Source organism: Neorhizobium sp. BT27B (assembly GCF_050455485.1).
In the GTDB taxonomy this organism is placed as follows: Bacteria; Pseudomonadota; Alphaproteobacteria; order Rhizobiales; family Rhizobiaceae; genus Neorhizobium.
This window is the reverse complement of record NZ_JBCIYT010000001.1, coordinates 768,685-794,083: the sequence shown is the minus strand read 5'-3', so window position 1 is coordinate 794,083 and position 25,399 is coordinate 768,685. Positions and strand designations below refer to the sequence as shown.

Annotated in this window: 25 protein-coding genes and 2 pseudogenes; 18 read left to right on the top strand and 9 right to left on the bottom strand. The window is 60.3% G+C overall.

The window, feature by feature from the left end:
- Window positions 1–201: 201 nt before the first annotated feature.
- A pseudogene (locus AAIH70_RS04190) lies at window positions 202–2,025 on the bottom strand (tetratricopeptide repeat protein); the annotation flags it as partial.
- A 146-nt stretch (window positions 2,026–2,171) separates the two neighbouring features.
- Window positions 2,172–3,188, bottom strand: coding sequence for a polyprenyl synthetase family protein (locus AAIH70_RS04185; RefSeq protein WP_132272828.1), 1,017 nt, complete (start codon window positions 3,186–3,188; stop codon window positions 2,172–2,174).
- A 102-nt stretch (window positions 3,189–3,290) separates the two neighbouring features.
- Here AAIH70_RS04185 and AAIH70_RS04180 point away from each other — a divergent pair, with 102 nt between their 5' ends.
- From AAIH70_RS04180 to AAIH70_RS04165, 4 genes are all read left to right on the top strand, one after another.
- Window positions 3,291–3,521 (top strand): DUF2007 domain-containing protein, encoded by a 231-nt coding sequence (locus AAIH70_RS04180; RefSeq protein WP_132272829.1) that lies wholly within the window; start codon window positions 3,291–3,293, stop codon window positions 3,519–3,521.
- Window positions 3,518–4,321: a tRNA1(Val) (adenine(37)-N6)-methyltransferase gene (locus AAIH70_RS04175; RefSeq protein WP_245519096.1), complete on the top strand. Its 804-nt coding sequence runs from the start codon at window positions 3,518–3,520 to the stop codon at window positions 4,319–4,321. Before AAIH70_RS04180 ends, AAIH70_RS04175 begins: the two co-directional genes overlap by 4 nt.
- Window positions 4,322–4,412: 91 nt before the next feature.
- Window positions 4,413–5,276, top strand: coding sequence for a S49 family peptidase (locus tag AAIH70_RS04170; protein ID WP_132272830.1), 864 nt, complete (start codon window positions 4,413–4,415; stop codon window positions 5,274–5,276).
- 27 nt (window positions 5,277–5,303) lie between these two features.
- Complete coding sequence (locus tag AAIH70_RS04165; protein WP_132272831.1) at window positions 5,304–5,498, top strand: hypothetical protein; 195 nt, start codon at window positions 5,304–5,306, stop codon at window positions 5,496–5,498.
- Window positions 5,499–5,501: 3 nt separating this feature from the next.
- Here AAIH70_RS04165 and AAIH70_RS04160 read toward each other — a convergent pair whose 3' ends face one another.
- Both AAIH70_RS04160 and AAIH70_RS04155 read right to left on the bottom strand, forming a co-directional pair.
- Window positions 5,502–5,816, bottom strand: a complete 315-nt coding sequence (locus AAIH70_RS04160; RefSeq protein ID WP_132272832.1) for a type II toxin-antitoxin system RelE/ParE family toxin — start codon at window positions 5,814–5,816, stop codon at window positions 5,502–5,504.
- Entirely contained in the window at window positions 5,813–6,118 is a 306-nt protein-coding gene (locus AAIH70_RS04155) for a hypothetical protein (RefSeq protein ID WP_132272833.1), read from the bottom strand. The genes AAIH70_RS04160 and AAIH70_RS04155 overlap by 4 nt, the downstream gene beginning before the upstream one ends.
- 114 nt (window positions 6,119–6,232) lie before the next feature.
- Between AAIH70_RS04155 and AAIH70_RS04150 the strand changes: the two genes are divergently transcribed.
- From AAIH70_RS04150 to AAIH70_RS04135, 4 genes and pseudogenes are all read left to right on the top strand, one after another.
- Window positions 6,233–6,463 (top strand): AbrB/MazE/SpoVT family DNA-binding domain-containing protein, encoded by a 231-nt coding sequence (locus AAIH70_RS04150; RefSeq protein WP_132272834.1) that lies wholly within the window; start codon window positions 6,233–6,235, stop codon window positions 6,461–6,463.
- Window positions 6,463–6,867: a PIN domain-containing protein gene (locus AAIH70_RS04145; protein WP_132272835.1), complete on the top strand. Its 405-nt coding sequence runs from the start codon at window positions 6,463–6,465 to the stop codon at window positions 6,865–6,867. Before AAIH70_RS04150 ends, AAIH70_RS04145 begins: the two co-directional genes overlap by 1 nt.
- Window positions 6,868–6,949: 82 nt before the next feature.
- The gene (locus tag AAIH70_RS04140) at window positions 6,950–7,906 is read left to right on the top strand and encodes a glycine--tRNA ligase subunit alpha (RefSeq protein WP_132272836.1); all 957 of its coding nucleotides are present in this window, start codon (window positions 6,950–6,952) and stop codon (window positions 7,904–7,906) included.
- Between the two features lie 189 nt (window positions 7,907–8,095).
- Window positions 8,096–9,264, top strand: a pseudogene (locus AAIH70_RS04135) (IS481 family transposase); the annotation flags it as partial.
- A 46-nt stretch (window positions 9,265–9,310) separates the two neighbouring features.
- Here the strand turns inward: AAIH70_RS04135 and AAIH70_RS04130 are convergent.
- Window positions 9,311–9,646 carry a DNA-binding protein gene (locus AAIH70_RS04130; protein WP_132272838.1) on the bottom strand — a complete coding sequence of 112 codons (336 nt, stop codon included), beginning with the start codon at window positions 9,644–9,646 and terminating at the stop codon, window positions 9,311–9,313.
- On the opposite strand from AAIH70_RS04130, the gene AAIH70_RS04125 reads away from it, so the two are divergent.
- From AAIH70_RS04125 to AAIH70_RS04085, 9 genes are all read left to right on the top strand, one after another.
- Window positions 9,633–10,187 (top strand): LemA family protein, encoded by a 555-nt coding sequence (locus AAIH70_RS04125; RefSeq protein ID WP_132272839.1) that lies wholly within the window; start codon window positions 9,633–9,635, stop codon window positions 10,185–10,187. The genes AAIH70_RS04130 and AAIH70_RS04125 overlap by 14 nt on opposite strands.
- A 121-nt stretch (window positions 10,188–10,308) precedes the next feature.
- Entirely contained in the window at window positions 10,309–11,562 is a 1,254-nt protein-coding gene (aroA, locus tag AAIH70_RS04120; RefSeq protein WP_132272840.1) for a 3-phosphoshikimate 1-carboxyvinyltransferase, read from the top strand.
- Between the two features lie 27 nt (window positions 11,563–11,589).
- Entirely contained in the window at window positions 11,590–13,536 is a 1,947-nt protein-coding gene (locus tag AAIH70_RS04115) for a DUF2207 domain-containing protein (protein ID WP_132272841.1), read from the top strand.
- A 75-nt stretch (window positions 13,537–13,611) separates the two neighbouring features.
- A complete protein-coding gene (locus AAIH70_RS04110) occupies window positions 13,612–13,833 on the top strand; it encodes an antitoxin MazE family protein (protein WP_430033208.1) in 222 nt (73 codons plus the stop codon).
- Entirely contained in the window at window positions 13,830–14,153 is a 324-nt protein-coding gene (locus AAIH70_RS04105; protein WP_430033205.1) for a type II toxin-antitoxin system PemK/MazF family toxin, read from the top strand. Before AAIH70_RS04110 ends, AAIH70_RS04105 begins: the two co-directional genes overlap by 4 nt.
- Before the next feature lie 150 nt (window positions 14,154–14,303).
- Window positions 14,304–16,673: a glycine--tRNA ligase subunit beta gene (gene glyS, locus AAIH70_RS04100; RefSeq protein ID WP_132272844.1), complete on the top strand. Its 2,370-nt coding sequence runs from the start codon at window positions 14,304–14,306 to the stop codon at window positions 16,671–16,673.
- Between the two features lie 184 nt (window positions 16,674–16,857).
- Window positions 16,858–17,109 (top strand): type II toxin-antitoxin system ParD family antitoxin, encoded by a 252-nt coding sequence (locus tag AAIH70_RS04095; RefSeq protein ID WP_132272845.1) that lies wholly within the window; start codon window positions 16,858–16,860, stop codon window positions 17,107–17,109.
- Window positions 17,102–17,404, top strand: coding sequence for a type II toxin-antitoxin system RelE/ParE family toxin (locus AAIH70_RS04090; RefSeq protein WP_165931964.1), 303 nt, complete (start codon window positions 17,102–17,104; stop codon window positions 17,402–17,404). The genes AAIH70_RS04095 and AAIH70_RS04090 overlap by 8 nt, the downstream gene beginning before the upstream one ends.
- Window positions 17,405–17,899 carry a DUF523 domain-containing protein gene (locus tag AAIH70_RS04085; RefSeq protein WP_132272847.1) on the top strand — a complete coding sequence of 165 codons (495 nt, stop codon included), beginning with the start codon at window positions 17,405–17,407 and terminating at the stop codon, window positions 17,897–17,899.
- Window positions 17,900–17,978: 79 nt separating this feature from the next.
- On the opposite strand, the gene AAIH70_RS04080 is transcribed toward AAIH70_RS04085, so the two are convergent.
- The 4 genes from AAIH70_RS04080 to AAIH70_RS04065 all read right to left on the bottom strand — a co-directional run bounded on the left by AAIH70_RS04080 (window position 17,979) and on the right by AAIH70_RS04065 (window position 22,879).
- Window positions 17,979–19,814: a methyl-accepting chemotaxis protein gene (locus tag AAIH70_RS04080; RefSeq protein ID WP_132272848.1), complete on the bottom strand. Its 1,836-nt coding sequence runs from the start codon at window positions 19,812–19,814 to the stop codon at window positions 17,979–17,981.
- A gap of 374 nt (window positions 19,815–20,188) precedes the next feature.
- Window positions 20,189–20,698 (bottom strand): plant virulence effector HPE1-like domain-containing protein, encoded by a 510-nt coding sequence (locus AAIH70_RS04075; RefSeq protein ID WP_132272849.1) that lies wholly within the window; start codon window positions 20,696–20,698, stop codon window positions 20,189–20,191.
- Window positions 20,699–21,150: 452 nt separating this feature from the next.
- Window positions 21,151–22,422 (bottom strand): phosphoribosylamine--glycine ligase, encoded by a 1,272-nt coding sequence (gene purD, locus AAIH70_RS04070; RefSeq protein WP_132272850.1) that lies wholly within the window; start codon window positions 22,420–22,422, stop codon window positions 21,151–21,153.
- A gap of 163 nt (window positions 22,423–22,585) precedes the next feature.
- A complete protein-coding gene (locus AAIH70_RS04065) occupies window positions 22,586–22,879 on the bottom strand; it encodes a hypothetical protein (protein WP_430033198.1) in 294 nt (97 codons plus the stop codon).
- A 133-nt stretch (window positions 22,880–23,012) separates the two neighbouring features.
- Here AAIH70_RS04065 and AAIH70_RS04060 point away from each other — a divergent pair, with 133 nt between their 5' ends.
- Window positions 23,013–25,313, top strand: coding sequence for a Tex family protein (locus AAIH70_RS04060; protein WP_132272852.1), 2,301 nt, complete (start codon window positions 23,013–23,015; stop codon window positions 25,311–25,313).
- Window positions 25,314–25,399: the final 86 nt, after the last annotated feature.

Genomic DNA, 25,399 nt, shown 5'->3' with positions numbered 1-25,399 from the left:
GATCCGGTTCGGATTGCGGCGCAGCGAAGGGTTGGCGCGGATCAGTTCCATCACGCGGTCACCATCACCCAATGCGTCATTGGCGATCTTCCACAGCGTATCACCGGCATTGACCGTGTAGCTGTTCGCCTTCGGTGCAGCGATTGCCGCATCGGCCGCGGGCGTCTCTGCGGCGGCAGGCGTTGCAGGTGCCGGATTGGCCGGTGGCGTCACCATGGCGGTCTGCGTCTCGGTCGTGGCCGGCGGCGTCACCGTGGTTTCGGCGCGCTTGATCGGTTCTGCCGGTGGCAGGCCGTTTTCGATCTTTTCCTTGATTTTGGGAATTTCCGCTTCTTCCGGCTCCATGGTCAGCGCGCGCTTCCACTGGTAATTGGCTTCCAGCTTGCGGCCCACGCGCCAGTAGGCGTCGCCCAGATGGTCGTTGATGGCGGCATCGCCGGCGCGCAGCTGCACGGCGCGTTCCAGTTCCGTCACCGCTTCCTCGAACTGGCCGAGGCGGTAATAGGCCCAGCCGAGCGAATCGACGATGTAACCGTCATCCGGCCGCGCATCCACGGCCTTCTTGATCATCGCCATGCCCTCGTCGAGGTTGCGGTTCATGTCGACAAAGGAATAACCGAGATAGTTCAGCACCTGTGGCTGTTCCGGGTTGAGCTCCAGCGATTTGCGGAAGGCAGGCTCGGCCTTGTCCCACTGCTTCAGGCGCTCATAGGAAATGGCCTGCTGGAAAAAGATCGTCCAGTCGGCCGGGCGTGCGATCGGGCCGATTACCGCGACGGCCTTGTCGTAATTCTCCGCCATCGCCTTGTAATCCTTGGCGTCGGAAAGAACGCTGCCATAAGCGAGGTAGCTGCGCAGGTCGGAAGGGTCGGACGCGATCAGGTTCTTCAGGTGCTCGCGGGCCTTGTCCACTTCGCCGGTCTGGGCAAGGGTCAGGCCAAGCTGCAGTTCGGAAATGCGGCGCATCGGCGAATCCGCCGGTACCTTTTCATAAAGCGCGATCGCCTGTTTCGGCTGTTCCAGCTTTTCGGCAATGCCGCCGAGCAGGATCAGCGTGTCGGCGCTTTTCGGGTCCAGCGCATGCGACATGTGCAGGTAGAGCGACACCATTTCCTCGGCGCCCTGGCGGTTCAGCGCGCCACCGACGGAAAACAGCACGGCGGCAGCACCTTCGGTGGCGGTCGTCACCTGCTGGTCCGGCTTGTCGCCGGCCTCGATGCTCTGGCGCAGGGCCTTCAGCGGTGCGTAATTGCTGATCAGACGGTCGCCGACGGCAATCGTGTCGAGCGCCTTCTGCTTGTTGCCCTGGCTGGCCTCAAGACGTGCGAGCGCCATGATCGCGCGCATAAAAGTGTCGGGGGTGGTGGCGACGCCGTCATCATTGGTGATGGCGGATGTCAGGCTGGAGCGGGCGGTGTTGATATCGCCGGATACCAGCGCCATGGCACCGAGATGGTAATCGGTAAACACCTTGAACCAGGCGGGGCCCTTCATGCCGCGCACCAGCGTCAGGGCTTCCTTGCCCTTGCCGGCACCGACGCGCGCCCAGGCGGCCAGAAGCGTGTGGGTGATACGGTCGAGATCGTTGGAGCCCTTGTAGGTCAGGAGCTTTTCGGCCTCGGCGAATTTGCGGTTGCGGATATCATCCAGCCCGCGCACGATCGTGGTGATGCGCTCGACGCCTTCATCCGTCTTCAATTCGTTGGCAAACGGCAGGGCGCCGTCGAAATCGCCGCTCATCAAAAGCGACAGCATCAACCGTTCGCGAATTTCCGTGTTGGCCGGTTCCAGCTCCAGTGCCTTGCGGTACAGCGTGATGGCGTTCGGATAGTCGTGATCGACATCGGCCGTGCGGGCTGCAAGAAACGCGCCGGAGAAGGAATTGACCTTCGTTGCATCGAAGGTCTGGGTCTCTTCCGTCGCCGGCTTCTCATTGCCGGCTGCGGCGATCGCCTGCCCACCCAGCATGATGGCGGCGGCAAAGGCCGCGCCGGAAAGCAGACGAAGGGCGAATTGCTGCCGCATAAAAGTGCCTTTCATGAAAAACGCAGGACGACAGTATGGCCGCCGAAGAATCCTGCGCCGATGATTCACGACAGAATGGCTTTTTTGAAGCAGGTCCGCAAGAATAACGCGGACACTGCCTTCTCTACCCTATTATCCGGCAGGGATCAGTTCACGCGCTCGATGCAGAAGTCGATGACCTCGAGAAGCGCTGATTTGTAAGCGGAATCGGGCAACGGTGCGAGTGCGTCGCTGGCGATGGTGCCATAGTGCTCCGCTCGCGCAATCGTGTCCTTGAGACCGTTATATTTGGTGATCAGGCCGAGTGCCTTTTCGAGATTTTCTTCCGTGCTCTCGCCGTTCTCGATCGCCTGACGCCAGAAAGCGCGTTCTTCCGGCGTGCCGCGACGGTAGGAGAGGATGACCGGAAGGGTGATCTTGCCCTCGCGGAAATCGTCGCCGACATTCTTGCCGAGTTCGGCAGCCTTGCCACCGTAATCCAGCGCATCATCGACCAGCTGGAAGGCGAGGCCGAGGTTCATGCCGTAGGAGCGCAGCGCGCTGCGGCTTGCCTTGTCGGTGGAAGCGATGATCGGGCCGACTTCGGCGGCAGCGGCAAACAGCGCCGCCGTCTTGGCGCGGATGACCGAAAGATAATCGTCCTCGGTGGTTTCCATGTTCTTGGCGACCGACAGCTGCAGCACTTCGCCCTCGGCAATCACCGAGGCGGCGGTGGCCAGCACGTCGAGCGCATCCATGGAGCCGACTTCGACCATCATCTTGAAGGCCTGGCCGAGCAGAAAATCGCCGACCAGAACGCTGGCCTGGTTGCCCCAGATGGTGCGGGCCGTGGATTTGCCGCGGCGCAGGTCGCTTTCGTCCACAACGTCGTCATGCAGAAGCGTTGCCGTGTGCATGAACTCGACCGAGGTCGCGAGCTTCACATGGCCATCGCCTTCGTAACCGAACATGGCGGCGGAGGCGAGGGTGAGCATCGGCCGCAGGCGCTTGCCGCCGGACGAGATCAGGTGGTTGGCAACCTCCGGGATCATCTGTACGTCGGAGCCGGCCTTCGACAGGATCAGTTGGTTGACACGCTCCATGTCACCCTTGGTCAGATCGACCAGGGGCTTGACCGAAGCATGTTTGTTCTTGCTCTCTTCGAGCGGAATGACGACGCCCAAGAATGCGTACTCCTGTTCAAATTTTGCTGGGGACCATAGAAAGGGGCGGCTGACCCGGCAAGGGGCAAAAGCTCCCGTACCGGTGATTTTGAGGGAATTGTGATGAAAGAACTGATCCGCACCAATGATGTCGTGCTTCTGTCCTTCGCGGAAAGCCTGATGCGAGACGCCGATATTCCCTGCATGATTGCCGACCAGTCGATGAGCATATTGGAAGGTTCGCTCGGATTGCTGTCGAAACGCCTGCTGGTGGCGGAAGATCTGGCAGATGAGGCGCGCCGCATCTTCATCGATGCCGGGCTGGAGAATGAATTGCGGGACGAAAAGCAGTGAGCAGCGAAACAGCGGAAAGCAGAACCGAAACGCTCGACGCCTTCCATCGCGGCAATTTCCATGTGCTGCAGCCGAAGGGCGAGGGCCACCGTTCCGGCGTCGATGCCATGCTGCTGGCCTCGCTGGTGGCGGAAGACGGGCCGATCACGGTGGCCGATCTCGGTGCCGGTGCCGGAGCCGCCGGCATGGCGGTCGCCTCGCGCCTGCCGGGTGCGAACGTCCTTCTGGTGGAGCGATCGCCCTTGATGGCCGATTACGCCCGCCGCAGCGTGGCCCTTTCAGAGAATTCGCATCTGAGCGGCCGGGTTTCTGTGATGGAGGCAGATGTGACGCTGACCGGCCGGGCGCGCGTGGCGAGCGGCCTCGCCGACAACAGTTTTCGCCATGTCATCATGAACCCGCCCTTCAACAATGCCGGCGACCGCACCACGCCCGACAGGCTGAAGGCGGAAGCGCATGCCATGACCGACGGGCTGTTCGAGGCATGGATCCGCACCGCCGGCGCAATCGCGATGGCCGGCGGGCAATTGTCCTTGATTGCACGGCCGGAATCGATCGGCGAAATCGTCGCCGCTTGCGGTAAACGGTTTGGCGGTCTCGAGATGACACTCATCCATCCCCGTCCGGATGCCGATGCCACCCGCATCCTCGTCAGCGGCATCAAGGGCTCGAAGGCCCGCCTTGTGTTTCGCGCACCGCTTTTCCTGCATGGCGAAGATGGTCACGCCCTCCTTACCCGCGCCGACGACCTCAACAACGGCCGTGCCGCCTATATGCGCCGCACCGGCCGGCACGTCTGACGATAAAATGAAGCCGACTTATGGAACGCAGTGATTGCGCCGGCCGTTCAAATCCCTACATGAACAGCTGTTCGATTTGGAAGGAAGAGACATGGCCGGATTTCTGACACGCCTGCTGCCGAAGCGCCTGCGCAAGAAGGGTGTTTCGATCCCCGTCGTGCGGCTGCACGGCACGATCATGGCAGGCGGCAGCCAGTTCCGGCCGGCGCTCAATATCGCAACCGTGGCGCCGCTGCTGGAAAAGGCCTTTTCCAGGAAGGACGCGCCGGTCGTCGCCATCTCCATCAATTCGCCCGGCGGCTCGCCGGTGCAGTCTCGCCTGATCTTTCAGCGCATCCGCTCGCTGGCCGAAGAAAAGGACAAACGCGTGCTGGTGTTCGTCGAAGATGTCGCGGCATCCGGCGGTTACATGATCGCTCTCGCCGGTGACGAGATCTTTGTCGATCCGACCTCGATCGTCGGCTCCATCGGTGTCGTGTCTGGCGGTTTCGGTTTCCCCGAATTGCTGAAGAAGATCGGTGTCGAGCGCCGTGTCTATACGGCCGGCGAAAACAAGGTCATCCTCGATCCCTTCCAGCCGGAAAAGGAAGGCGATATCGAATACCTGAAGACGCTGCAGCTGGAGATCCACAAGGTCTTCATCGAGATGGTGAAAATGCGCCGTGGCGAGCGGCTGGCGGATGAAGACACGATCTTTTCCGGCCTGTTCTGGACCGGCCTTCGCGGTGTCGATCTCGGCCTTGTTGACGGGATCGGCGAGATGCGCGAAACGCTGAAACGCCGTTACGGCCCGGATGCCAAGCTGGAACTGATCGGCGGCAGCCGCAACCTGTTCGGCCGCCGCGTGCCGGGTGTGGTATCGCAATCGGGTGCGGCGGAGATGGCGGCGGGTGCTGCTTCGGGGCTGGCGGCAACGCTGGAAGACAAGGCGATGTGGAGCCGTTACGGGCTCTGACAAAAACGATAGACGCTTGAGGGGACAATGGCGCAAATCATATTCCTGGCTATCCTCGTGGTGGGTGGCTGGATGATCTACAAGAAATTCGTCGGCGACGCGGAAAAGCTGACCGCACGCTCGAAAAAGGCCGAGCGCGAACGCCAGACGGGGGCGATGGGGACGCTGGAAAAGGACCCGGTGACGGGGGAATACCGGGTGAAGCGTGAGGAAGAGGAATAGGGTTTAGTCGCGGTCCTTGATGCGGGATGCCCAGTCGGCGCCGGCATAGGAGATACACAGGATAACCAGAAGTCGACGTTCATCATCGACCTTAAAGCAGACCGTGGCCTTGCCGGCCGCCGGAATGGCTCTCAAGCCGGGGCTGAGTTCACTGCGCAATGAGCCGATTTTCGGATAATCGGCGAGGCGATTGATGAAGGCGACGATCTCGTCCACTTTGGCCTTGCCCACGGCGAGACCTGCATAAGAAGCGATGTAATCGGTGATCTCCAGCAAATCGGCTTCGACGCGCGGATGCCGGATGATCGTGTATCTCACCGGGAGGCCTTTTTGTTCTCGCCGTATTTTGCGTCGAGTTCCGCCTTCACACGCTCCGCCATGCTGTCACCATCCCAGGGAATGAACTGGTCGCGCGGCGTATCCATCCGCTCACGGATCACATCGGCCATGGCCATCACGGAATCGAGTTGCTCCGGCGTCAACTCTTGCTCTGCCCGCATCAACTCATCCAGCCCGGCCTCGACGACCTTTTCCACAGATGGAAACTGTCCATCTTCAACCTGCTGTTCGGCATACCGCATATAGCGATCCGACAGGGTGATGGTGTTCTTGACGTTCATGGTCGTGGCTCCAAGGTACGGCCCAGAATATCGCGGAAACCCTCCTTTGCACAGCGGTCTTTCACCACCGGGATGCCGATGGTATGATCGTCAAAACCTGTCCGGAGATGTCTCATGCGCGTAACCAGATGGAATGATGCGCTTGCCGTTCAAATCCCCGATGACGTTGCAGAAACGCTCGGATTGAAGGAAGGCGACGAGGTGACTGTTGAGGTTGCCAATGGACCGTTGCCGGAGTCCGAGCGGACGGAGGCCAAAAAACAGGCGCTTGAACGCATCAAGGCCTTGAAGCTCACGCTGCCGCCCGATTGGAGATTTGATCGCGAAGAGGCCAATGCCCGCTGATGCCGGCGATTGCGAATTTTCTCGATACCAATATTCTTGTTTATTCCACGACCGGGGGCGCCAAGGCCGCGCTGGCGCAAAAACTGATGAGCGAACCATTCGTCATCAGTACCCAGGCTCTCAATGAATTTGCAAATGTAGGACGGCGAAAGCTTGGCTTGTCATGGGGTCGGATCACTCGGATTGTCGAGGATATGGCGGAAACAGCCGAGGGTGTCATTGCCGTCGAGCCGGAATTGACGATGACGGCATTGAGGCTTGTTCAGCGCTACAATCTGGCATTCTACGATGCGGTTATGGTAGCGGCCGCGCTGAAGGCGGAATGCACGACCTATTATTCCGAAGACCTCCAGCACGGCCTCGTCATCGAAACCAAACTGACGATCCAAAATCCCTTCCTTTGACCACCTGCCTCATAAAACCTTGACCCCTGCCGCCTTGCATGGCACTCGTCCGCATCCTCAATCAAACGATGCCGATATGCCCATGACCGATCTGCCCGAACACATGGACCCCAAGCGCTCTTTCCAGGCGCTCATCCTGACGCTCCATAACTATTGGGCCGACAAGGGTTGCGCCGTTCTGCAGCCTTACGACATGGAAGTCGGCGCCGGCACGTTTCATCCGGCAACCACGCTGCGCGCGCTTGGCCCCAAGCCATGGAAGGCCGCTTACGTGCAGCCCTCCCGCCGCCCGTCGGATGGTCGTTACGGTGAAAACCCCAACCGTTTGCAGCATTATTACCAGTATCAGGTCATCCTGAAGCCGAACCCGTCCAACCTGCAGGAGCTTTATCTCGGCTCGCTGAAGGCGATCGGTCTCGATCCGCTTCTGCATGACGTGCGTTTCGTCGAGGACGACTGGGAAAGCCCTACCTTGGGAGCCTGGGGTCTCGGCTGGGAATGCTGGTGCGATGGCATGGAAGTCTCGCAGTTCACCTATTTCCAGCAGGTCTGCGGCATCGAATGCTCACCGGTTGCCGGTGAACTGACCTATGGTCTGGAACGCCTCGCCATGTATGTGCAGGGCGTCGACAATGTCTACGACCTCAACTTCAACGGTCGCGAAGGCGAAGAGAAGATTTCCTACGGCGACGTCTTCCTGCAGGCCGAACAGGAATATTCCCGCCACAACTTTGAATTCGCCAACACCGAAATGCTGCATCGCCATTTCATCGATGCGGAAAAGGAATGCCTGGCGCTGCTGGCTTTCGGTGCGCCGGTCGAAAACTCCAACCAGATCCTGCACAAATGCGTTTTCCCGGCCTATGACCAGTGCATCAAGGCATCCCACGTCTTCAACCTGCTTGATGCGCGCGGCGTGATCTCGGTTACCGAGCGCCAGAGCTACATTTTGCGCGTGCGGACGTTGGCGAAGGCGTGTGGTGAAGCATTCTTGCTGACGGATGCCGGTGGGGCAAACCTGGGCGAGAAGGCGGCCTGAGGCTGCTTTAGCTTACTCCCAAAGGCGCAAACCTCTCGATCGTCATCCTCGGACCTGACCCGAGGATCTGCTGCTGCCGATGTCGTTGATGTGGTTAGATCCTCGGCACAGGTGTATGGCCTTGAGACATAGTTGACAGATGTTCGGAGACATCCCTGACACTTTTGCTTTCTGGCAAGGGAGGTCGGGATGGTTTGGCGGGATGTGTCGATTGCGGATCAACGCAGCGAATTCGTGAGACTTGCCTGCCTTGAGGGAACCAATATCTCGATGCTTTGCGAACGCTTCGGCATCAGCCGCCAGACGGGTTATGTTTGGCTGAGGCGGTATCGCGCCGGCGAGGCGGTCGAAGACCGGTCCCGCCGACCCCATGCAAGTCCACGTCAGACCTCGGTCGATCTCGAGCGTTCGGTGCTTTCAATCCGCGACGAACATCCGGCTTGGGGCGCGCGCAAGATCGCAAGGCGGCTGCAGGATCTCGGCATCGAGCCGCCCTGCGCCTCAACCGTGCATGCGATCCTTGCCCGCCACGACAGGATTGGTCCTCACACCAGGGACCATCTGGCACCAGGCCGCTTCGAACGCGAGGCGCCCAACCTGCTTTGGCAGATGGATTTCAAGGGACAGATCAGGCTGACCTCGGGCGACTGGTGCCACCCTCTCACCATTATCGACGACCATTCCCGCTTCGCCATCGGCATCGAGGCGTGCCTCGACCAGCAGATGCCGACCGTTCGCGACCGGATGGAACCGATCCTGCGTCGCTACGGCCTGCCGATGGCGATCTATACCGACAACGGCAATCCTTGGGGCACAGGTGTTCCCAACCAGTGGACGCGGCTGCGCGTCTGGCTGCTCAAGCTCGGTATCGATCTCATCCATGCAAGGCCTTATCACCCGCAAGGGCGCGGCAAGAACGAGCGTTTCCACCGCAGCCTCAAAGCCGAGGTGCTCGATTTCGCCGCGCTTGCCGGCCAAACCCAAGCGCAAAGAGCCTTCGATCACTGGCGCGAGATCTACAATCACCATCGCCCCCATGAGGCCATAGGCATGGCGGTTCCGGCCAGTCGTTATCGTCCTTCGCCGAGACCGTTTCCCCGTCATCTGCCGGAGCCAGTCTATGACAGTGGCGAAATCGTCCGGCGCATCAGCTCCACCAAGGGATATATCAGCTTCAAAGGCCAGGCATGGCGTGTGCCCGGCGCCTTCAAGGGCGAGTGCCTTGCCATCCGGCCACTCGAACGAGACGGCCTCTACGGTGTCTTCTTCGGCGCAACAAAGGTCGCCAAAATCGATATCGCAAATCCAGCCTGACTGTCAGGTATGTCTCCGAACACCTGTCAGGTATGTGTCCGGGCTTTACAACAGGGCCGAGGATGACGGCGTCATCGAATGGGATTTTTGTCAGTCAACGGCTGGCGCTTGGTTTTTCTTCTCGCATTTCTGCCAAGCCTCGGCCACATGGCCGAGTGCAGTGATAAACACATCCGGGTTTTCACCCTCCATCGCCATCTCGAGATATTCCAGCATATCTGCCGGACTTTCGATATAATCGGCGATCTCGAAGCAACTTGTAGCTATCATAAGAAGGCTCCCCAATTTTGCGAAAAGTATCCAATTGGATACCGATTGCCACAAAGTCCCGCCAGCCAATGTTTCCGCTTGCCCGCTCTTCAATAAAGCGCGAATTGCGTTAGATATATCCTCAGGAACAGGGGATCTCCGCATGCTCTTCATCATTCTCGGCATCATCGCCGTCGCAGCACTCTATCTCGTGATGCTCTATAACGGCCTCGTCAAATCCCGGCAGATGGCCGAGGAGGCGTGGTCGGGCATCGATGTGCAGCTGAAGCGCCGCGCCGATCTCATTCCCAATCTCATCGAAACCGTCAAAGGGTATGCCGCCCACGAAAAGGGCACGTTCGAGGAGGTCGTGCGGCTTCGCAATCAGGCGCAGGCGGTGCCGGCGGGTGATGTCGAGGGCAGGGCGGTCGCCGAAGGCATGCTCTCCCAGGCGCTCGGAAAACTGTTCGCGCTTGCCGAAGCCTATCCCGATCTGAAGGCCAACCAGAATTTTTCCGAACTGCAGGCATCGCTGGAAACGCTGGAAAGCGAGATCCAGATGTCGCGGCGCTATTACAATGGCGCGGCGCGTGATCTCAACGTCAAGGTCGAAAGTTTTCCGTCCAACATCGTGGCCGGCCAGTTCGGTTTTGCCAAAAAGCCGTTTTTCGAGATCACCAACGAAGCTGATCGCGCCGTTCCAAGCGTCAAGTTCTGATCTGCCACAGTTCCTGTGCTTCCCCTTTGTGCAGCGACGGTTTAAGACGCTGCCGACATGATTTTATTGGCCTGAAAGCCTCGCCGGTCATCCGGCGGAAGGCTGGCGAGAGACTTGAAAAATGCCCAAGGAAAAGCTGACCATCGTCCCCCATCCGGCGCCGCTGTCCGGCCGTGCCGTGCCGCCCGGTTCCAAGTCGATCACCAACCGCGCGCTGCTTCTGGCCGGCCTGGCAAAAGGCACCAGCCGGCTGACCGGCGCGCTGAAAAGCGATGACACGCGTTATATGGCGGAAGCTCTGCGCGCCATGGGCGTTGTGGTGGACGAACCGGATGCAACGACCTTCGTCGTCACCGGCAATGGTGAACTGAAGGCCCCGGCCGGTCCGCTTTTCCTCGGCAATGCCGGAACCGCCACCCGCTTTTTGACCGCCGCCCTGGCGCTTGGCCACGGCCGTTACGTGGTCGATGGCGACGAGCACATGCGCAAACGTCCCATCAAGCCGCTGGTCGATGCGCTGAAATCGCTGGGCGTGGCGATCGAGGCCCCGACCGGCTGCCCGCCGGTCACCATCGATGCCAATGGCACATTCGCCAGCAACAAGGTCGTCATCGATGCCGGCCTGTCGAGCCAGTATGTGTCTGCCCTGCAGATGGCCGCCGCCTGCGGTTCCGAACCCTTCACCATCGAGCTTGCCGGTGCCGATATCGGCGCGCGCGGGTATATCGACCTGACGCTGGCGGCCATGCGCGCTTTCGGCGCAAAAGTCTCGCAGCCGACGCCGTCTTCCTGGGTGATCGAGCCGACCGGTTATACAGCGACCGATTTCGTCGTCGAGCCGGATGCATCCGCCGCCACCTATCTCTGGGCCGCCGAAGTGCTGACCCAAGGGCAGATTGATCTCGGCGTCAAAAACGAGGAATTCACCCAGCCGGACGCCAAGGCTTTTGACGTCATCCGCCAGTTTCCGCACCTGCCGGCTGAAATCGACGGTTCGCAGATGCAGGATGCGGTGCCGACCATCGCCGTGCTGGCCGCCTTCAATGAAACGCCGGTGCGTTTTGTCGGCATAGCCAACCTGCGCGTCAAGGAATGCGACCGCATCCGCGCCGTCTCCACCGGGCTCAACAACATCCGCGAGGGGCTGGCCACCGAAGAGGGCGATGACCTGATCGTCGCCTCCGATCCGTCGCTTTCCGGCCAGACGCTGTCGGCAAAAATCGACACGTTTGCCGACCACCGCATCGCCATGAGCTTTGCGCTGGCGGGGTTGAAGATCGGCGGCATCACCATTCTGGATCCCGATTGCGTGGGCAAAACCTTCCCGGAATATTGGGATGTGCTGTCCTCGCTCGGCGTTTCCATCGAGGATTGATTTTTTAAAACGGGGGGAAGAGTGTTGATGCGACGGATTTCCGGCTTTTGTCTTGCTCTTCTCCTCATCTTCGCTTTGCCGCTCGCCGCATGGGCGCGTGAAGAAATCCTCTCCTACCATTCCGATGTGGTGGTGGAGCCGGATGGCGCCTTCACGGTGACGGAAACCATTCGCGTCAATGCCGAAGGCGTGGATATCCGGCGCGGCATCTTTCGCGATTTTCCGTTGCGCACCCGCACCCAGTCGGACAGGCTGATCACCGCCGGTTTCGAACTCCTGTCGGTGACGCGGGATGGCCGCCCGGAATCCTCGCATACGGAAAACATTTCCGGCGGCATCCGCATCTATGCGGGGAATGCAGACACTCGCCTGTCACCCGGCATCTACAGTTACACCTTTCGTTACCACACCGACCGCTGGATCCTGCGCTACGACGATCAGGACGAGGTCTACTGGAACGTCAACGGCTCCGGCTGGCAGTTCCCGATCCGCAAGGTCACAGCCGCCATCCATCTGCCCGGCGCGACCGCCCCCATCGCCACCGATTATTTCACCGGCGGTTATGGCGGCGAAGGCAAGGATGCCCGCGTCAGGGTTTCCGGCAATACCGCCTTTTTCGAAACCACACGGCCATTCGGCCCGCAAGAAAACCTCACCGTGTTGGTCGGTTTCCCCAAGGGCGTGCTGCCGGAACCGACGGCTGCGCAAAAATTCTGGCAGTTCGTGGCTGACAGCGCCGGCTGGGTCATCGGCGGGTTCGGCGTCGTCATTGTCGGCCTCTATTACTGGTGGGCGTGGAATGCGGTTGGCCGCGATCCCGAAAAAGGCGTGGTGGTGCCGCGCTGGGATGCGCCTGAAAACCTGTCGCCGGCGCTTGTGAACTACGTGGAGAACAAGGGTTTTTCCGGTGGTGGCTGGACGGCGTTTTCCGCGACGCTGCTGCATCTGGCGGTCGGCGGTTATGTCGAACTCGACGATCTTTCCAGCGACATCGTGGTGCGCCGTACGGAAAAACCGCTTCCCGCCGATCTGCCGTCCGGCCAGAAAGCCATTCTCGCCGCAGTCGGCAAGCCGGGTGAAGAACTCACTATATCCAAGGACAATGGCCCGGCCGTCGAACAGCTCGGCATGCGCTTCCGCAGCGCCATCGAGAAGGAACATCGCGGCAAATATTACAAGGCCAATACCGGTTATATCGTCGGCGGCATTGCTCTCAGTCTGGTCCTGCTGGTGCCGCTGTTCATCTTTGGCAATTTTTCGGAAGACACGATCGGCATGATGATCGCGCCGGTGTTCTTCACGGTCTTCATCGGCATATTCGCCGCCGGTGCGGCCAAGGGCCTGCGCCGTGGCGCGCGGCTAGGCCAGCGCATCTTTTCCATCATCATTTTGGCCGTGATCGGCTTTGTCGTCATCACCGCGCTGGCGTCAGGCGCCCTGCTGATGCTGAGCGAACTTCTGCATGGCGGCGATATCGGCGGCCCGGTCTGCGTTGCTGCCATCGTGCTGATCAATCTTCTGTTCTTCTTCCTGATGGGGGCGCCCACCCCGCTCGGGCGAAAACTGAGCGATGGCATCGAGGGCCTGCGGCTTTACCTGACGGTGGCAGAACAGGACCGCATGAACATGGCGGGCGCACCCACCATGTCGCCGCAGCATTTTGAAAAGCTGCTGCCCTATGCGGTGGCGCTCGGCGTGGAAAAACCATGGTCGAAGGCGTTTGAAACCTGGCTTGCGGCAGCCGGCGTCGGTGCCGCGGCAGGCGCTGCCGCCGCCTATAGTCCCGGCTGGTATCACGGCGGATCGATGGGGGATTTCTCCGGCCGCATCAGCGACTTTTCCTCTTCCATGGCCTCGACCATTTCCTCCTCCATCCCGGCGCCAAAAGCCAGTTCCGGCGGTGGCGGCGGGTTTTCGGGAGGCGGCGGCTTTTCCGGCGGCGGGGGAGGTGGCGGTGGTGGTGGCGGCTGGTAAGCGGACACCACCGCCAACCTCTATTGAATTTCAGGCCAATTGCCCTTACGTTACATGTAACGAACTGCGGAGGTGATGATGCCTTCTTCCACCAGCAAAAGAGTTCAAAAACATCGGGATGCTTTGAGGGCTTCCGGCCTGCGCCCTGTGCAGTTGTGGATGCCCGATACGCGTGTCGCAGGCTTCGCTGAAGAGTGCCGCAGACAAGCCGCAGTCGTTGCCGCTTCCGATGCAAGCGATCCTGATCTCGATATTTTTCTCGATGCGGCCCTTGCCGATCTTGATCACGACGCATGAAACGCGGCGATCTCGTCTCCGTTGCCTTGGCGGGCGATTTCGGCAAACCGCGCCCGGCGCTCGTCATCCAGTCAGATCGGTTCGAAGGTACCGGTACGGTCACTCTATTGTTGATATCGTCGGAACTGGTGGAAGCCTCGTCGATCCGCCTGACAGTCGAACCCACGCCTGAAAACGGTCTGCACAAGACATCGCAGGTGATGATCGATAAGGCGATGTCGGTGAAACGTGAGACGCTCGGCCCGGTCTTCGGTCGCATCAACGACGAGACCATGCTGCAGGTGACGCGTGCGCTTGCGGTGTTTTTTCACGTTGTCTGAGGCGATGACCGGGCATTGTCGCACATTCGAAACGATATTTGCCATTGTGCAGCGGCGTCTATCTTTGCTAGCAGAAGCACACGATTTTTCACCCCCATGCCGGACCACGGTCCGTCCCTCCCGATGACGGGAGGGTGAGGAAAACTGATTATGCCCGATCTCCTGCTTGAACTTCGCTCCGAGGAAATTCCCGCACGCATGCAGCGCAAGGCGGCGGGCGATCTGAAAAAGCTCGTTACCGACGCGCTGGTGGATGCGGGTCTCACCTATGAGGGTGCGCGCGAATACTGGACGCCGCGCCGCCTGACGCTGGATATTCGCGGCCTCACCGCCCGTTCCGCCGATCAGCGCGAAGAGATCAAGGGCCCATCCACCAAGGCGCCGGAACAGGCGATCGCCGGTTTCCTGCGCAAGGCGGGTCTTGCCGATGTGTCGGAAGCCAAAATCGTGTCCGATCCCAAGAAGGGCGATTTTTATGTCGCCATCGTCTCCAAGCCCGGCCGTGCGGCAGAAGAGATTATTTCCGACGTGATGCCCGGCATCATCCGCACCTTTCCCTGGCCGAAATCCATGCGCTCGGGTTACGCCTCCATGCCCAAGGGCATGGTGTATGGCGGCATCGACGGCAAGGGCTCTGAAAGCCTGCGCTGGGTGCGCCCGCTGCAGTCGATCGTCTGCCTGTTCGGCACAGAAATCGAAGAAACGCAGGTCATCCCGTTCGAAATCGACGGCATCGTCGCCGGCAATGTCACTTATGGCCACCGTTTTCATGCGCCTGATCCCATCACCGTGCGCCGCTTCGATGATTACGTGTCGAGCCTGGAAAAGGCCAAGGTCATGCTCGATGGCGAGCGCCGCAAGGACATGATCCTGCACGATGCCCGCGACATCGCTTTTGCCAACGGCCTGGAACTGGTCGAGGACGAAGGCCTGCTGGAAGAAGTCTCGGGTCTTGTCGAGTGGCCGCATGTTCTGATGGGCACGTTCGAGGAGGATTACCTCCAGATCCCGGCGGAAATCATCCGCCTGACCATCAAGACCAACCAGAAATGTTTTGTGACGCGGCCTCAAGGGTCGGAAGAAGGCCTGTCGAACCGTTTCATCCTGATTTCCAATATCGACGCCAAGGATGGCGGCAAGGAAATCATGCATGGCAATGGCAAGGTTGTGCGCGCCCGCCTGTCCGACGCCAAACATTTCTGGACCCGCGACCAGGGCGACCTGCCGGATCTGGAAACGCTGAAGGTTTCGGCCGAAAAGTTCGGTCTGGACCTGAAAAAGCCGCTCGACCAGCGCATGGCAAAACTCGATGCGCTCAACGTCACATTCCACGCCAAGCTCGGCAGCCAGGGTGAACGGGTTGCCCGTATCCGCGTACTGGCAAAGCAACTCGCTCTGATCACCGGTGCCGATGCCGCTCTGGTGGACCGCGCCGTGGTTCTGGCAAAAGCCGACCTGCGCACCGAAGCCGTTGGCGAATTCCCCGAACTGCAGGGCCTGATGGGCCGTCGTTACGCGCTGTTGCAGGGCGAGGATGCGTCCGTTGCCGCGGCCATCGAAGACCACTGGAAGCCGAACGGCCCTTCCGACCGTCTGCCGGAAGACAAGGTCGGCCTCACGGTGGCGCTGGCCGACAAGCTCGATACGCTGACTGGTTTCTGGGCGATCGACGAAAAGCCGACCGGCTCGAAGGACCCCTATGCGCTGCGCCGTGCGGCACTGGGCGTGGTGCGCATCATTCTGGAGCGGAAGGTGCGGCTGCCACTCACTGCAGAAATTGCCTCCGGAACTCTTCGTTATCTGAAGTTCTTTGATGAGCGGCGAGCTGGTACTTCAAAAGACGAAGCATATGCCTTGGAGTTTGATCATTCAGCTCGAAAAGGGGCTTGGGATGCAGAAACGCTTTCTAAGCTAAATCTTGATGAAGATTTGGGTTTTTCGGATGCTGAGTTTGCCAATATGCCGAAGACCAAAATACAAATCAAAGCCGATGAAATTGCCATCGATCTTCTCTCCTTCTTCCACGACCGCCTGAAAGTGTATCTGCGCGATATGGGTGCGCGCCACGATGTCATCGACGCCGTGCTGACACCTGAAGCCGATGATCTGCTGCTGGTTGCCCGCCGCGCCGAGGCGCTGACCGCTTTCGTCACCTCTGAAGACGGCAAGAATCTGCTGGCCGGTACCAAGCGCGCCACCCAGCTGCTTGCCGCCGAAGAAAAGAAGGGCACTGCGGTTGCGACAAGCGTTTCGGAAACGCTCCTGACGCTCGATGCCGAAAAGGCGCTCTGGGCCGCCATCACCGTCGCTTCGAAGGAAGCATCCGAGGCTGTCGCCAAGGAAGACTTTATCGCCGCCATGGAAGCGCTCTCCAAGCTTCGTGCGCCGGTCGACAAATTCTTCGAGGACGTTCTGGTCAACGACGAGGACAATGCCATCCGCGCCAACCGCCTGGCCCTGCTGAAGGCCATCCGCGAGGCGACCGGCACGGTTGCGGACTTTTCCAAGATCAGTGGGTGAGGGGCTGACGCCACCCTCTCGACGTCATCCTCGGGCTTGACCCGAGGATCTCACCACGCCTGAAAAATGGGCCGCAGCAGATGCTCGGGACAGGCCCGAGCATGACGGTGGTGGGCGTTGCGCTCACCTGACAGCGTTGCCGACCCATGCTAGTCTGCCGCTTCCACCTCACTCTGGAGCCGTCATGAACAAGCCTGTGCAAGTGACAATCGGCGAACCGCTCGCCAGTTTCGTTCGAGGCGAAATGGAGCATGGTGGTTTCGATACGCCCGAAGCCGTCGTTGAAGCCGGTTTGCGGCTTCTGGAGGCCGAGCAGGCCAAATATGCCAAGCTCCGTGAGGCGCTGATCGAAGGCGAGCAGAGCGGTGAGCCAATTCCCTTTGACCCGGAGGCGCTCATGGCTTCCGTGCGCGAGTCATGGAGGAAGCGTGGTTGATGTTCATCTCAGTCCGCGCGCGGAAAGGGATTTCATCGATATCGGTTATTACACGCGCGAGCAGTGGTCTGCGATACAGGCCGAGACTTATCTGAGCCAGATCCTCCACATCATCAGCCAGATCGGCGAACGACCCTTGTCGGGACAAACGGTGAGGGGCATCAAGTCTGGCTATCGCCGTCGTCGTGCGGGCGTGCATCTCATATTCTATGCGACCAATTCAGATGGCTCGGTTGAAATTATCCGCATCCTCCACGAAAAGAGCGATGCCCTCCACCATCTCGGTTTTGACTGAATGACTTCCCCAAAAAGAATCCTCGTCAGCGCCTGTCTTCTCGGCCATGCCGTTCGTTATGACGGCAAGGGAAAACCGCTTGCGCATCCGCTTCTGGAACGCTGGAAAGAAGAGGGCAGGGTGGTGACGATATGCCCGGAAATGGCGGTAGGCATGCCCGTGCCGCGGCCGGCGGCGGAAATCGAAAACGGTTTGTCGGGTGAGGATGTGCTCTGCGGTCGAGCAAGGGTGATGGAAATCACCGGTGGGGATGTTTCGGCGGAATTTATTGCGGGGGCGGAGAAGGCCGTGGCTTTTGCTCAAGCCAATGGCTGCACCCACGCGCTGCTGATTGATGGCAGCCCGTCCTGCGGCTCAGGTTTTATCTATGACGGTTCGTTTGCGGGTAAAAAGCTCGTCGGCAATGGCGTCACCGCGGCATTGATGGCGCGCGCCGGTATCGCCGTTTATTCCGATCGTCAGATCGAGGAACTGGCCGCAGTGCTCGGCGCCTGAAAGCGAGAAAACCGCTAGCACCTTTCGGCACTGACGGCTTTCCCACCCCGCGTCCCCCGCGTAGCTCTTTAAAAGTGTATCAGCTTGCCCGGCGCATCTGCCCGGCCATCTGATGCAGGCCGGCGCTCGCGTTTCCGCCATTGCCGATCTTGAAGCCACGGATCAGCCCCAGAAGTTCGTCGGTATCGGCCGCCAGTGTTTCGGCCGATGCCGTGGTTTCCTCGGCCATTGCGGCATTGCGCTGGGTCGCCGCATCCAGCTGGTTCAGCGAGGATGTGATCGAGCGCAGTGTCGTGTCCTGCTCGGCTGCCGAATGGGCGATCTTGCTCACTTCGTCGCTGGCTGCCTTCACCTGATCGGAAATCCGCTTCAGCGCCTCGCCCGCCTCGCCGACAAGACGAACGCCGTTCTGCACCTGGCCGGAAGAGCGGGAAATCTGCTCCTTGATCTCCTTGGCGGCGGCAGCGGAACGCTGTGCCAGTTCGCGCACTTCCTGGGCGACGACGGCAAAACCCTTGCCGCTTTCGCCGGCGCGTGCGGCCTCGACACCCGCGTTGAGTGCCAGAAGGTTGGTCTGGAAGGCGATCTCGTCGATCACGGAAATGATCTTGGTGATCTCGTCCGAAGACTGTTCGATGCCGCTCATAGCACCGATCGCCTGGGCAACGACCGCATCGCTGCGGGTGGCTTCATTGCTGACCGAGGTGACGCGTTGTGCGGCTTCCTTGGCACCCGAAGCGGTCTGGCGCACGGCAACAGCCAGTTCGTCCAGAGCCGCCGAAGTTTCTTCCAGATTGGCCGCCTGACGCTCGGTGCGCTGCGACAACTCGTTGGAAGCGCGGCGGATCTCTTCCTTGGAGCCGCCGATATCGACGCCCTTGGAATTGACCTTGGCCATGGCGGCTTCGAGATGCGACAGCGCCTCGTTGAAATTGTCGCGCAGGTCGGCATAGCGAGACCCAAGATCGTCGCAACGCACGGTCAGGTCACCCTGTGCCAGTGCCGCCAGCGACTTGCCGATGGTGGACACGACGCGGGCCTGCAATTCGGCCTCGCCGCGTTGGTTGTCGAGGTTCTGCTGGCGTTCGCCGTCAAGCTCTTCCTGTTGGCGCTGCTGGCGTTCTTCCATCGCATGGCGCTCGCGCACCTTCTGCTGCAGGGCCTGCGTGGCGCGGGCCATCAGGCCCACCTCGTTCTTCATGCCGGTATGCGGAATGGAAAGGTCGACATTCTCGTCGGCCACCGCATTGAGAGCCGAACGGATATCGCCGAGCGGCTTGGAAATGTTGCGGATGACAATGAAGGCAAGGATGGAGCCGAGCACCAGAATGACGGCGCCGATACCAACGGCCTTGAAGACATCGCCGCGGATCTGGGCTTCGAGGTCATCCACATAAACGCCCGTCACCAGAACCAGCTGCCACGGCTCGAAGGAAAGCGCATAGGAGCTCTTGCGGAAACCGTCGCCCTGCTGGCCCGGCTTCGGGCCGAGGAAATCGGCGGTGCCGCCACCATTGCGGCCGATCTTCACCAGCTCGTCGCGATACATGAAGCCGGTGACGTCAGGCTTGCCCTTGAAGTTCTGCCCGAGCCGCTTCGGGTCCGGATGCAGACGCATCGTGATGTCATAGTCATAGGCGTAAAGGTAACCGTCCGGCTGGAAGGTCATGGCGGAGATCGCGGCAAAAGCCTGTTTCTGGGCTTCCTCGCGGGTCATCTCGCCCTTGGCCTCACGGGCCTGGAAGGATTTCATGATGCCGATGCCGGATTCCACCTGCGTGCGCAGCATGGCATAGCGTTCGGCATAGATGGCCGTGGTCGAGGCCTGGAGTATGAAATATGTGCCGATCGCAAATCCAACCATCAGGGTCAGTACTAGCAGCACAAGCTGATGGGAAATCTTCAGGTTCTTCATGGAGCCCTCAAGGTGGATCGGGCCGCAATCGATGCAGCCTCAACGCGTTTCTGTATCGGTAAGAAAAGCGCATCCTGCGCCGGAGATATGCTGCATCGCACACCCCTGCATTTATACGGGATGATTAAATAAAACTTTAATCAGGAGTGTTTCTCGCTTCGAAAGCAATGTTCAGTTTTGGTTGCTTGGATTTTTTAAATCCATAGGTTGTTTTTAGACGTTTATCCAAATAAATCCATGAGATCGTCCATATTTCTATTTGAATAAGACAGTAGAGATGCGTCGCTGATGGTTGTGGCTGCAAAACGAAAGAAGGCGCCACATGGGTGACGCCTTCGTAAGACATGAGCTGATGTTAAGCTCGTCAGCGGACTTTATTGTTGGCGCAGTTCGAAGCCGCGAAAATCGTCCTGCTCGGCAGCGGCGTCGCCGGCACGTTCGCTCGGTTGCTCGCCGACAGCGGCTGTCGTGGCATCGGCATCGATACCATCCGGCGTTGACGGCAGCACGGCGCGGGCGGTGTCGATCGGGCCGCTGCGCACCGGAAGCGTGGCGTCCGCTTTCTGTTCCGGCGTAGACAGCCATTCCGGCATCTTGCTGATGAAGGTCACCGGCGAACCGCCCCACCATCCTTCGGTGCGCACAAGCTTCTGCTGGCCGTTGATGTCGCGGATTTCGGTTTTCTGAATATCGGGGCCAAGCGCGGGCACCTTGTAGATGCCGGCGCCTTCATCCGGCTTTGCAGGTGCAACCTTGTCGCATGTGGTGCACATCTTTGTAACGATGCTGGTGGTGTGGCCGGTCTCGACCAGTTGCGTGATCGATGAGGCCAGTACCGGGCTGCCGATCGAAAGGATCGCCGCAGTCAGAACAAGAGCACGCATGACAAGTCTCCGGGTTTGCTGCCGCGCATTCGCGGCCGGACGCAATTTTGCTGTCCGCAAGCTTACCCCCGGTTTCCTTGCCATCCGGTCACGATACTTGGTAAATTTTGAACGAATGCCGAGTTGGCACAGGTGGTGGGGATTGGTCAGGTCGCGTGGGTGGCAGTCGTTTATGGATTGGGAGAAGGCAGCGGCTTGCTCTCTTTGATCTCCCCCTTGAGGGCAGGGCAGCCGCGTATGAAAGAAAACCCCTCCCAACCAACCGGGGAGAGCCACGGGTCTCACCCGTCCTTTGGACCCCCACAAGGGGGAGGGCTTAACCCAGCCGTTCCGCGGTAGCTCAATTGGGGCAGGTGTTTGCGGCTAGTTTTCTCCCCCCTTGTGGGGGAGATGCCCGGCAGGGCAGAGGGGGACTTGCTTCCTATGCGATAACGCGCTGCGAACTCTGGCGATCAGCCCTGTTCGCGCGCCACGGCACGCCAGCCGATGTCGCGGCGGCAAAAACCGTTTTCCCATTCCACGCCTTCGACCAGCGCATAGGCGCGGGCCTGCGCCTCGGCAACGGTCGGGCCGGTCGCCGTCACGTTCAGCACGCGGCCGCCGGTTGCAACCAGCTGGCCATCCTTCAGTGCCGTGCCGGCATGAAAGACCTTTTCGCCATCGGTGGTCTGGGGAAGCGCGGTGATCGGCGTGTTCTTGTCGTAGTTGGCAGGATAACCTTTCGAGGCCATCACCACGGTCAGCGCCACATCGTCGCTCCATTCGGCGGAGACCTGATCGAGCGTGCCGGTGGAGGCCGCATACAGCAGCTCCAGAAGGTCGCTCTTCAGCCGCATCAGCAGGACCTGGGTTTCCGGGTCACCGAAGCGCACATTGTATTCGATCAGTTCCGGGCCCTTCTGGGTGATCATCAGGCCGGCAAAGAAGACGCCGGTAAACGGATAACCGCTTTCCGCCATGCCGCGAATGGTCGGCTCGATGATTTCCTTCATGGTGCGTTCCACCATGTCGGGTGTCATAACCGGGGCAGGCGAATAGGCGCCCATGCCGCCGGTATTGGGGCCGGTATCGGCATCGCCGACGCGCTTGTGATCCTGCGCCGTTGCCAGCGCCAGGGCCGTCTTGCCGTCGGAAAGGCAGAAGAAGCTCGCTTCCTCGCCGTCGAGATAGGCTTCCACCACCACTTCGGCGCCGGCCGCGCCGAACGCGCCGTCAAAACAGTCGCTGATGGCGGCGAGTGCCTCCTCGATGGTCATGGCGACGGTGACGCCCTTGCCGGCGGCAAGGCCATCGGCCTTCACGACGATCGGTGCGCCCTGTTCGATGACATAGGCTTTTGCAGCGTCACCATTGGTGAAACGCTTGTAGGCGCCGGTCGGGATGTCGTAGCGGGCGCAGATATCCTTGGTGAAACCCTTGGAGCCTTCCAGCTGGGCGGCTGCCATGGAGGGGCCGAACACGACAAATCCTTCGGCGCGCAGGAAATCGGCGATACCGGCGACCAGCGGGCCTTCCGGGCCGACGACCACGAAATCGATCGCCTTGCTCTTGCAGAAGTCGAGAATGGCGGCGTGATCATCGATGCCGATATCGACCAGCGTGGCGCTGTCGGCCATACCGGGATTGCCGGGGGCCACGAAAAGTTTGGTGAGGCGGGGCGACTGGGCCAATTTCCAGGCCAGCGCATGCTCGCGGCCACCGGAACCGATCAGAAGAACTTTCATATTCCGCCTCTTTGTCTCGCCATAGGTTTAGCCCGTAAATGTGGCTAAGGGGCGGTTAATCGGGGGGGGCGGAAAGGTCAAGGGCTGAGGGTAAACTTGGTGTTTTCCAACCATGTTTCACCTTAGGAATTCCCCGGCCGTGGGAGCGGCCGGAGAGGCATGGTCAGGGGGCGAACGGGTCCGTCCGTATCATCAACGTCGCTTCGAAAATCCGTCTGTTGCGATAGGTGAGGAAGGGAACGGGCTCATTGTTTATTTTTGCTAAGTACAACTTATTGTTGAGGTAATGGATAACTGCCTCCAGTTCTTCGGTGCCGACTGCATCGTCGGCTGCAAGAATCCTGGCAACCTTCTTTGGCATGAACATCTCCACTCTGAATGTCGCATCATGCGACAGGGGGAAGTATAGGAAGGCGCCCCAATATGAGAACCTGTCATTTCGCATGGCTGTCGACATGGTTACGATCCGGTAACCATTTGTGCCGGAACGGTGCAGGTCGAAGGCAAAGCTGTGGAGGCCTGAATGCCTGCGTTGTCATGCCACAAAGTTCGACTATGGTCGCCACTCCGAATTTGTACGTGAGAACCCCATGGCCGCTGACATCCGCTCCCTCGCCGTCACCATTGCCGCCGAGATCAATTCGCGGCCCGATCAGGCCGTCGCCGCCATCGGACTTCTCGACGAGGGCGCGACCGTTCCCTTCATCGCCCGTTACCGCAAGGAAGTGACCGGCGGTCTGGATGATACGCAGCTGCGCAACCTCGCCGAACGCCTCGTCTATCTGCGCGAACTGGAAGCCCGGCGCTCGTCGATCGTCGACAGCATCAACGGCCAAGGGAAAATGACCGACGATCTGGCGGTGAAACTCGCCAAGGCCGTCACCAAGGCGGAACTGGAAGATCTTTATCTTCCCTACAAGCCCAAGCGCCGCACCCGCGCCGAAATCGCCCGCGAGCGCGGCCTAGGCCCGCTGGCCGAAGCGATCTGGGCCGACCGTTCCTCCGATCCGGCCGCGCTGGCGCAAGCCTATATCACCGGCGAAGTGACCGACCTGAAAGTGGCGCTGGAAGGTGCCCGCGATATCGTTGCCGAAACCATTTCCGAAAATGCCGACCTGCTTGGACGCCTGCGCAATCACATGCGCGACGGCGCGCAGCTGAAGGCACGGGTGGTCGATGGCAAGCAGGAGGCGGGTGCAAAATTCGCCGATTATTTCGACCATACCGAACGCTGGGCGACAGCCCCCGGCCACCGCGCGCTCGCCATGTTGCGCGGCTGGAACGAGGAGTTTCTGACGCTCACCATCGAGGTCGATGCCGATGACACGTCACCGGTCAAACCGGCGCAGCGCATCATCGCCATGGCCTTCGATATCCGCGACAAGGGGGCAAGCGACCGCTGGCTGATGGAAGTCGCCGGCTGGACATGGCGTGTGAAACTGTCGATGTCGCTGTCTCTCGACCTGATGCGCGAGATGCGTGAGCGCGCCGAAGCCGAGGCGATCCAGGTTTTCGCCCGCAATCTCAAAGACCTGTTGCTGGCGGCTCCCGCCGGTTCACGGGCCACGATGGGCCTCGATCCGGGCATCCGCACCGGCGTCAAGGTGGCGATCGTCGATGCCACCGGCAAGCTCATCGACACCTCCACGGTCTATCCGTTCCAGCCGCGTAATGACGTGCGCGGCGCGCAGACCGAGCTTGCGGCACTCATCCGCAAACACAATGTCGAACTGATCTCGATCGGCAACGGTACCGGCAGCCGCGAAACTGAAAAGCTGGTCGCTGACCTGCTCACCAACCTTCCGGGCGCGAAGCCGACAAAAGTCATCGTCTCGGAAGCCGGCGCCTCGGTCTATTCGGCATCGGAAACCGCAGCGCTGGAATTCCCCGGCCTCGACGTCTCCTTGCGCGGTGCCGTCTCTATCGCGCGGCGCCTGCAGGATCCGCTGGCGGAACTGGTGAAGATCGAACCCAAGGCAATCGGCGTCGGCCAGTACCAGCACGATGTCGATCAGGGCAAGCTTGCCCGCTCGCTGGATGCGGTGGTCGAAGATGCCGTGAACGCGGTCGGCGTCGATCTCAATATGGCCTCCGCACCACTGCTTGCCCGCGTCTCGGGCCTCAGCAAATCGATCGCCGAAGCCATTGTGTCCCACCGCGATGCCAATGGCGCATTCGCCAGCCGCAAGGACCTGCTGAAAGTCGCACGCCTCGGCAATCGCACATTCGAACAGGCGGCCGGCTTCCTGCGTATCCCGAACGGCAAGGAGCCGCTCGATGCGTCCTCCGTCCACCCGGAAGCTTATGGTGTAGCCAAAAAGATCGTTGCCGCCTGCGGCCGTGACCTGCGCACGCTGATGGGTGACAGCGCGGCGCTCAAAGCCGTCGATCCGCGCCAGTTCATCGACGAACAATTTGGTCTGCCGACCGTCAAGGACATCATCGCCGAGCTGGAAAAACCCGGCCGCGACCCGCGCCCCAGCTTCAAGACCGCGACCTTTGCGGACGGCATCGACGAGATTACCGACCTCAAGATCGGTATGCTGCTGGAAGGCACGGTGACCAATGTCGCCGCCTTTGGCGCCTTCGTCGATATCGGCGTGCATCAGGATGGGCTCGTGCACGTTTCGCAACTGGCCGACAAGTTCGTCAAGGATCCGCATGAAGTGGTGAAGGCCGGCGATGTCGTGAAGGTGCGCGTCGTCGAAGTGGATGTGAAGCGCAAGCGCATCGCGCTCACCATGCGCAAGGATGGTGGCGATACGCCGCCGCCCGGTCCGCGTGGTGGCGATCGCGGCAAACCGGTCAATCCGAAACTGATGAATACCGAAAAGCCGGCAAGCCAGGGCGCTTTTGGCGCGGCGCTGGCGGAAGCGATGAAGAAACGATAAGCGCATCCGCCATCTCCCTCGGTGTGGGGGAGATGGCGGATGCGGATGTGGTGGGCGTTGATTGACGATCTTCTCAACGAAGATGA

Excerpts from the sequence above, each read along its gene's own strand:
- AAIH70_RS04180 (WP_132272829.1), top strand. The coding sequence starts at position 3,291 with ATGAAAGAACTGATCCGCACCAATGATGTCGTGCTTCTGTCCTTCGCG.
- AAIH70_RS04170 (WP_132272830.1), top strand. The coding sequence starts at position 4,413 with ATGGCCGGATTTCTGACACGCCTGCTGCCGAAGCGCCTGCGCAAGAAG.
- AAIH70_RS04165 (WP_132272831.1), top strand. The coding sequence starts at position 5,304 with ATGGCGCAAATCATATTCCTGGCTATCCTCGTGGTGGGTGGCTGGATG.
- AAIH70_RS04155 (WP_132272833.1), bottom strand. The coding sequence starts at position 6,118 with ATGAACGTCAAGAACACCATCACCCTGTCGGATCGCTATATGCGGTAT.
- AAIH70_RS04150 (WP_132272834.1), top strand. The coding sequence starts at position 6,233 with ATGCGCGTAACCAGATGGAATGATGCGCTTGCCGTTCAAATCCCCGAT.
- AAIH70_RS04145 (WP_132272835.1), top strand. The coding sequence starts at position 6,463 with ATGCCGGCGATTGCGAATTTTCTCGATACCAATATTCTTGTTTATTCC.
- AAIH70_RS04140 (WP_132272836.1), top strand. The coding sequence starts at position 6,950 with ATGACCGATCTGCCCGAACACATGGACCCCAAGCGCTCTTTCCAGGCG.
- AAIH70_RS04125 (WP_132272839.1), top strand. The coding sequence starts at position 9,633 with ATGCTCTTCATCATTCTCGGCATCATCGCCGTCGCAGCACTCTATCTC.
- AAIH70_RS04130 (WP_132272838.1), bottom strand. The coding sequence starts at position 9,646 with ATGATGAAGAGCATGCGGAGATCCCCTGTTCCTGAGGATATATCTAAC.
- aroA (WP_132272840.1), top strand. The coding sequence starts at position 10,309 with ATGCCCAAGGAAAAGCTGACCATCGTCCCCCATCCGGCGCCGCTGTCC.
- AAIH70_RS04115 (WP_132272841.1), top strand. The coding sequence starts at position 11,590 with ATGCGACGGATTTCCGGCTTTTGTCTTGCTCTTCTCCTCATCTTCGCT.
- AAIH70_RS04110 (WP_430033208.1), top strand. The coding sequence starts at position 13,612 with ATGATGCCTTCTTCCACCAGCAAAAGAGTTCAAAAACATCGGGATGCT.
- AAIH70_RS04105 (WP_430033205.1), top strand. The coding sequence starts at position 13,830 with ATGAAACGCGGCGATCTCGTCTCCGTTGCCTTGGCGGGCGATTTCGGC.
- glyS (WP_132272844.1), top strand. The coding sequence starts at position 14,304 with ATGCCCGATCTCCTGCTTGAACTTCGCTCCGAGGAAATTCCCGCACGC.
- AAIH70_RS04095 (WP_132272845.1), top strand. The coding sequence starts at position 16,858 with ATGAACAAGCCTGTGCAAGTGACAATCGGCGAACCGCTCGCCAGTTTC.
- AAIH70_RS04085 (WP_132272847.1), top strand. The coding sequence starts at position 17,405 with ATGACTTCCCCAAAAAGAATCCTCGTCAGCGCCTGTCTTCTCGGCCAT.
- AAIH70_RS04080 (WP_132272848.1), bottom strand. The coding sequence starts at position 19,814 with ATGAAGAACCTGAAGATTTCCCATCAGCTTGTGCTGCTAGTACTGACC.
- AAIH70_RS04075 (WP_132272849.1), bottom strand. The coding sequence starts at position 20,698 with ATGCGTGCTCTTGTTCTGACTGCGGCGATCCTTTCGATCGGCAGCCCG.
- purD (WP_132272850.1), bottom strand. The coding sequence starts at position 22,422 with ATGAAAGTTCTTCTGATCGGTTCCGGTGGCCGCGAGCATGCGCTGGCC.
- AAIH70_RS04065 (WP_430033198.1), bottom strand. The coding sequence starts at position 22,879 with ATGTCGACAGCCATGCGAAATGACAGGTTCTCATATTGGGGCGCCTTC.
- AAIH70_RS04060 (WP_132272852.1), top strand. The coding sequence starts at position 23,013 with ATGGCCGCTGACATCCGCTCCCTCGCCGTCACCATTGCCGCCGAGATC.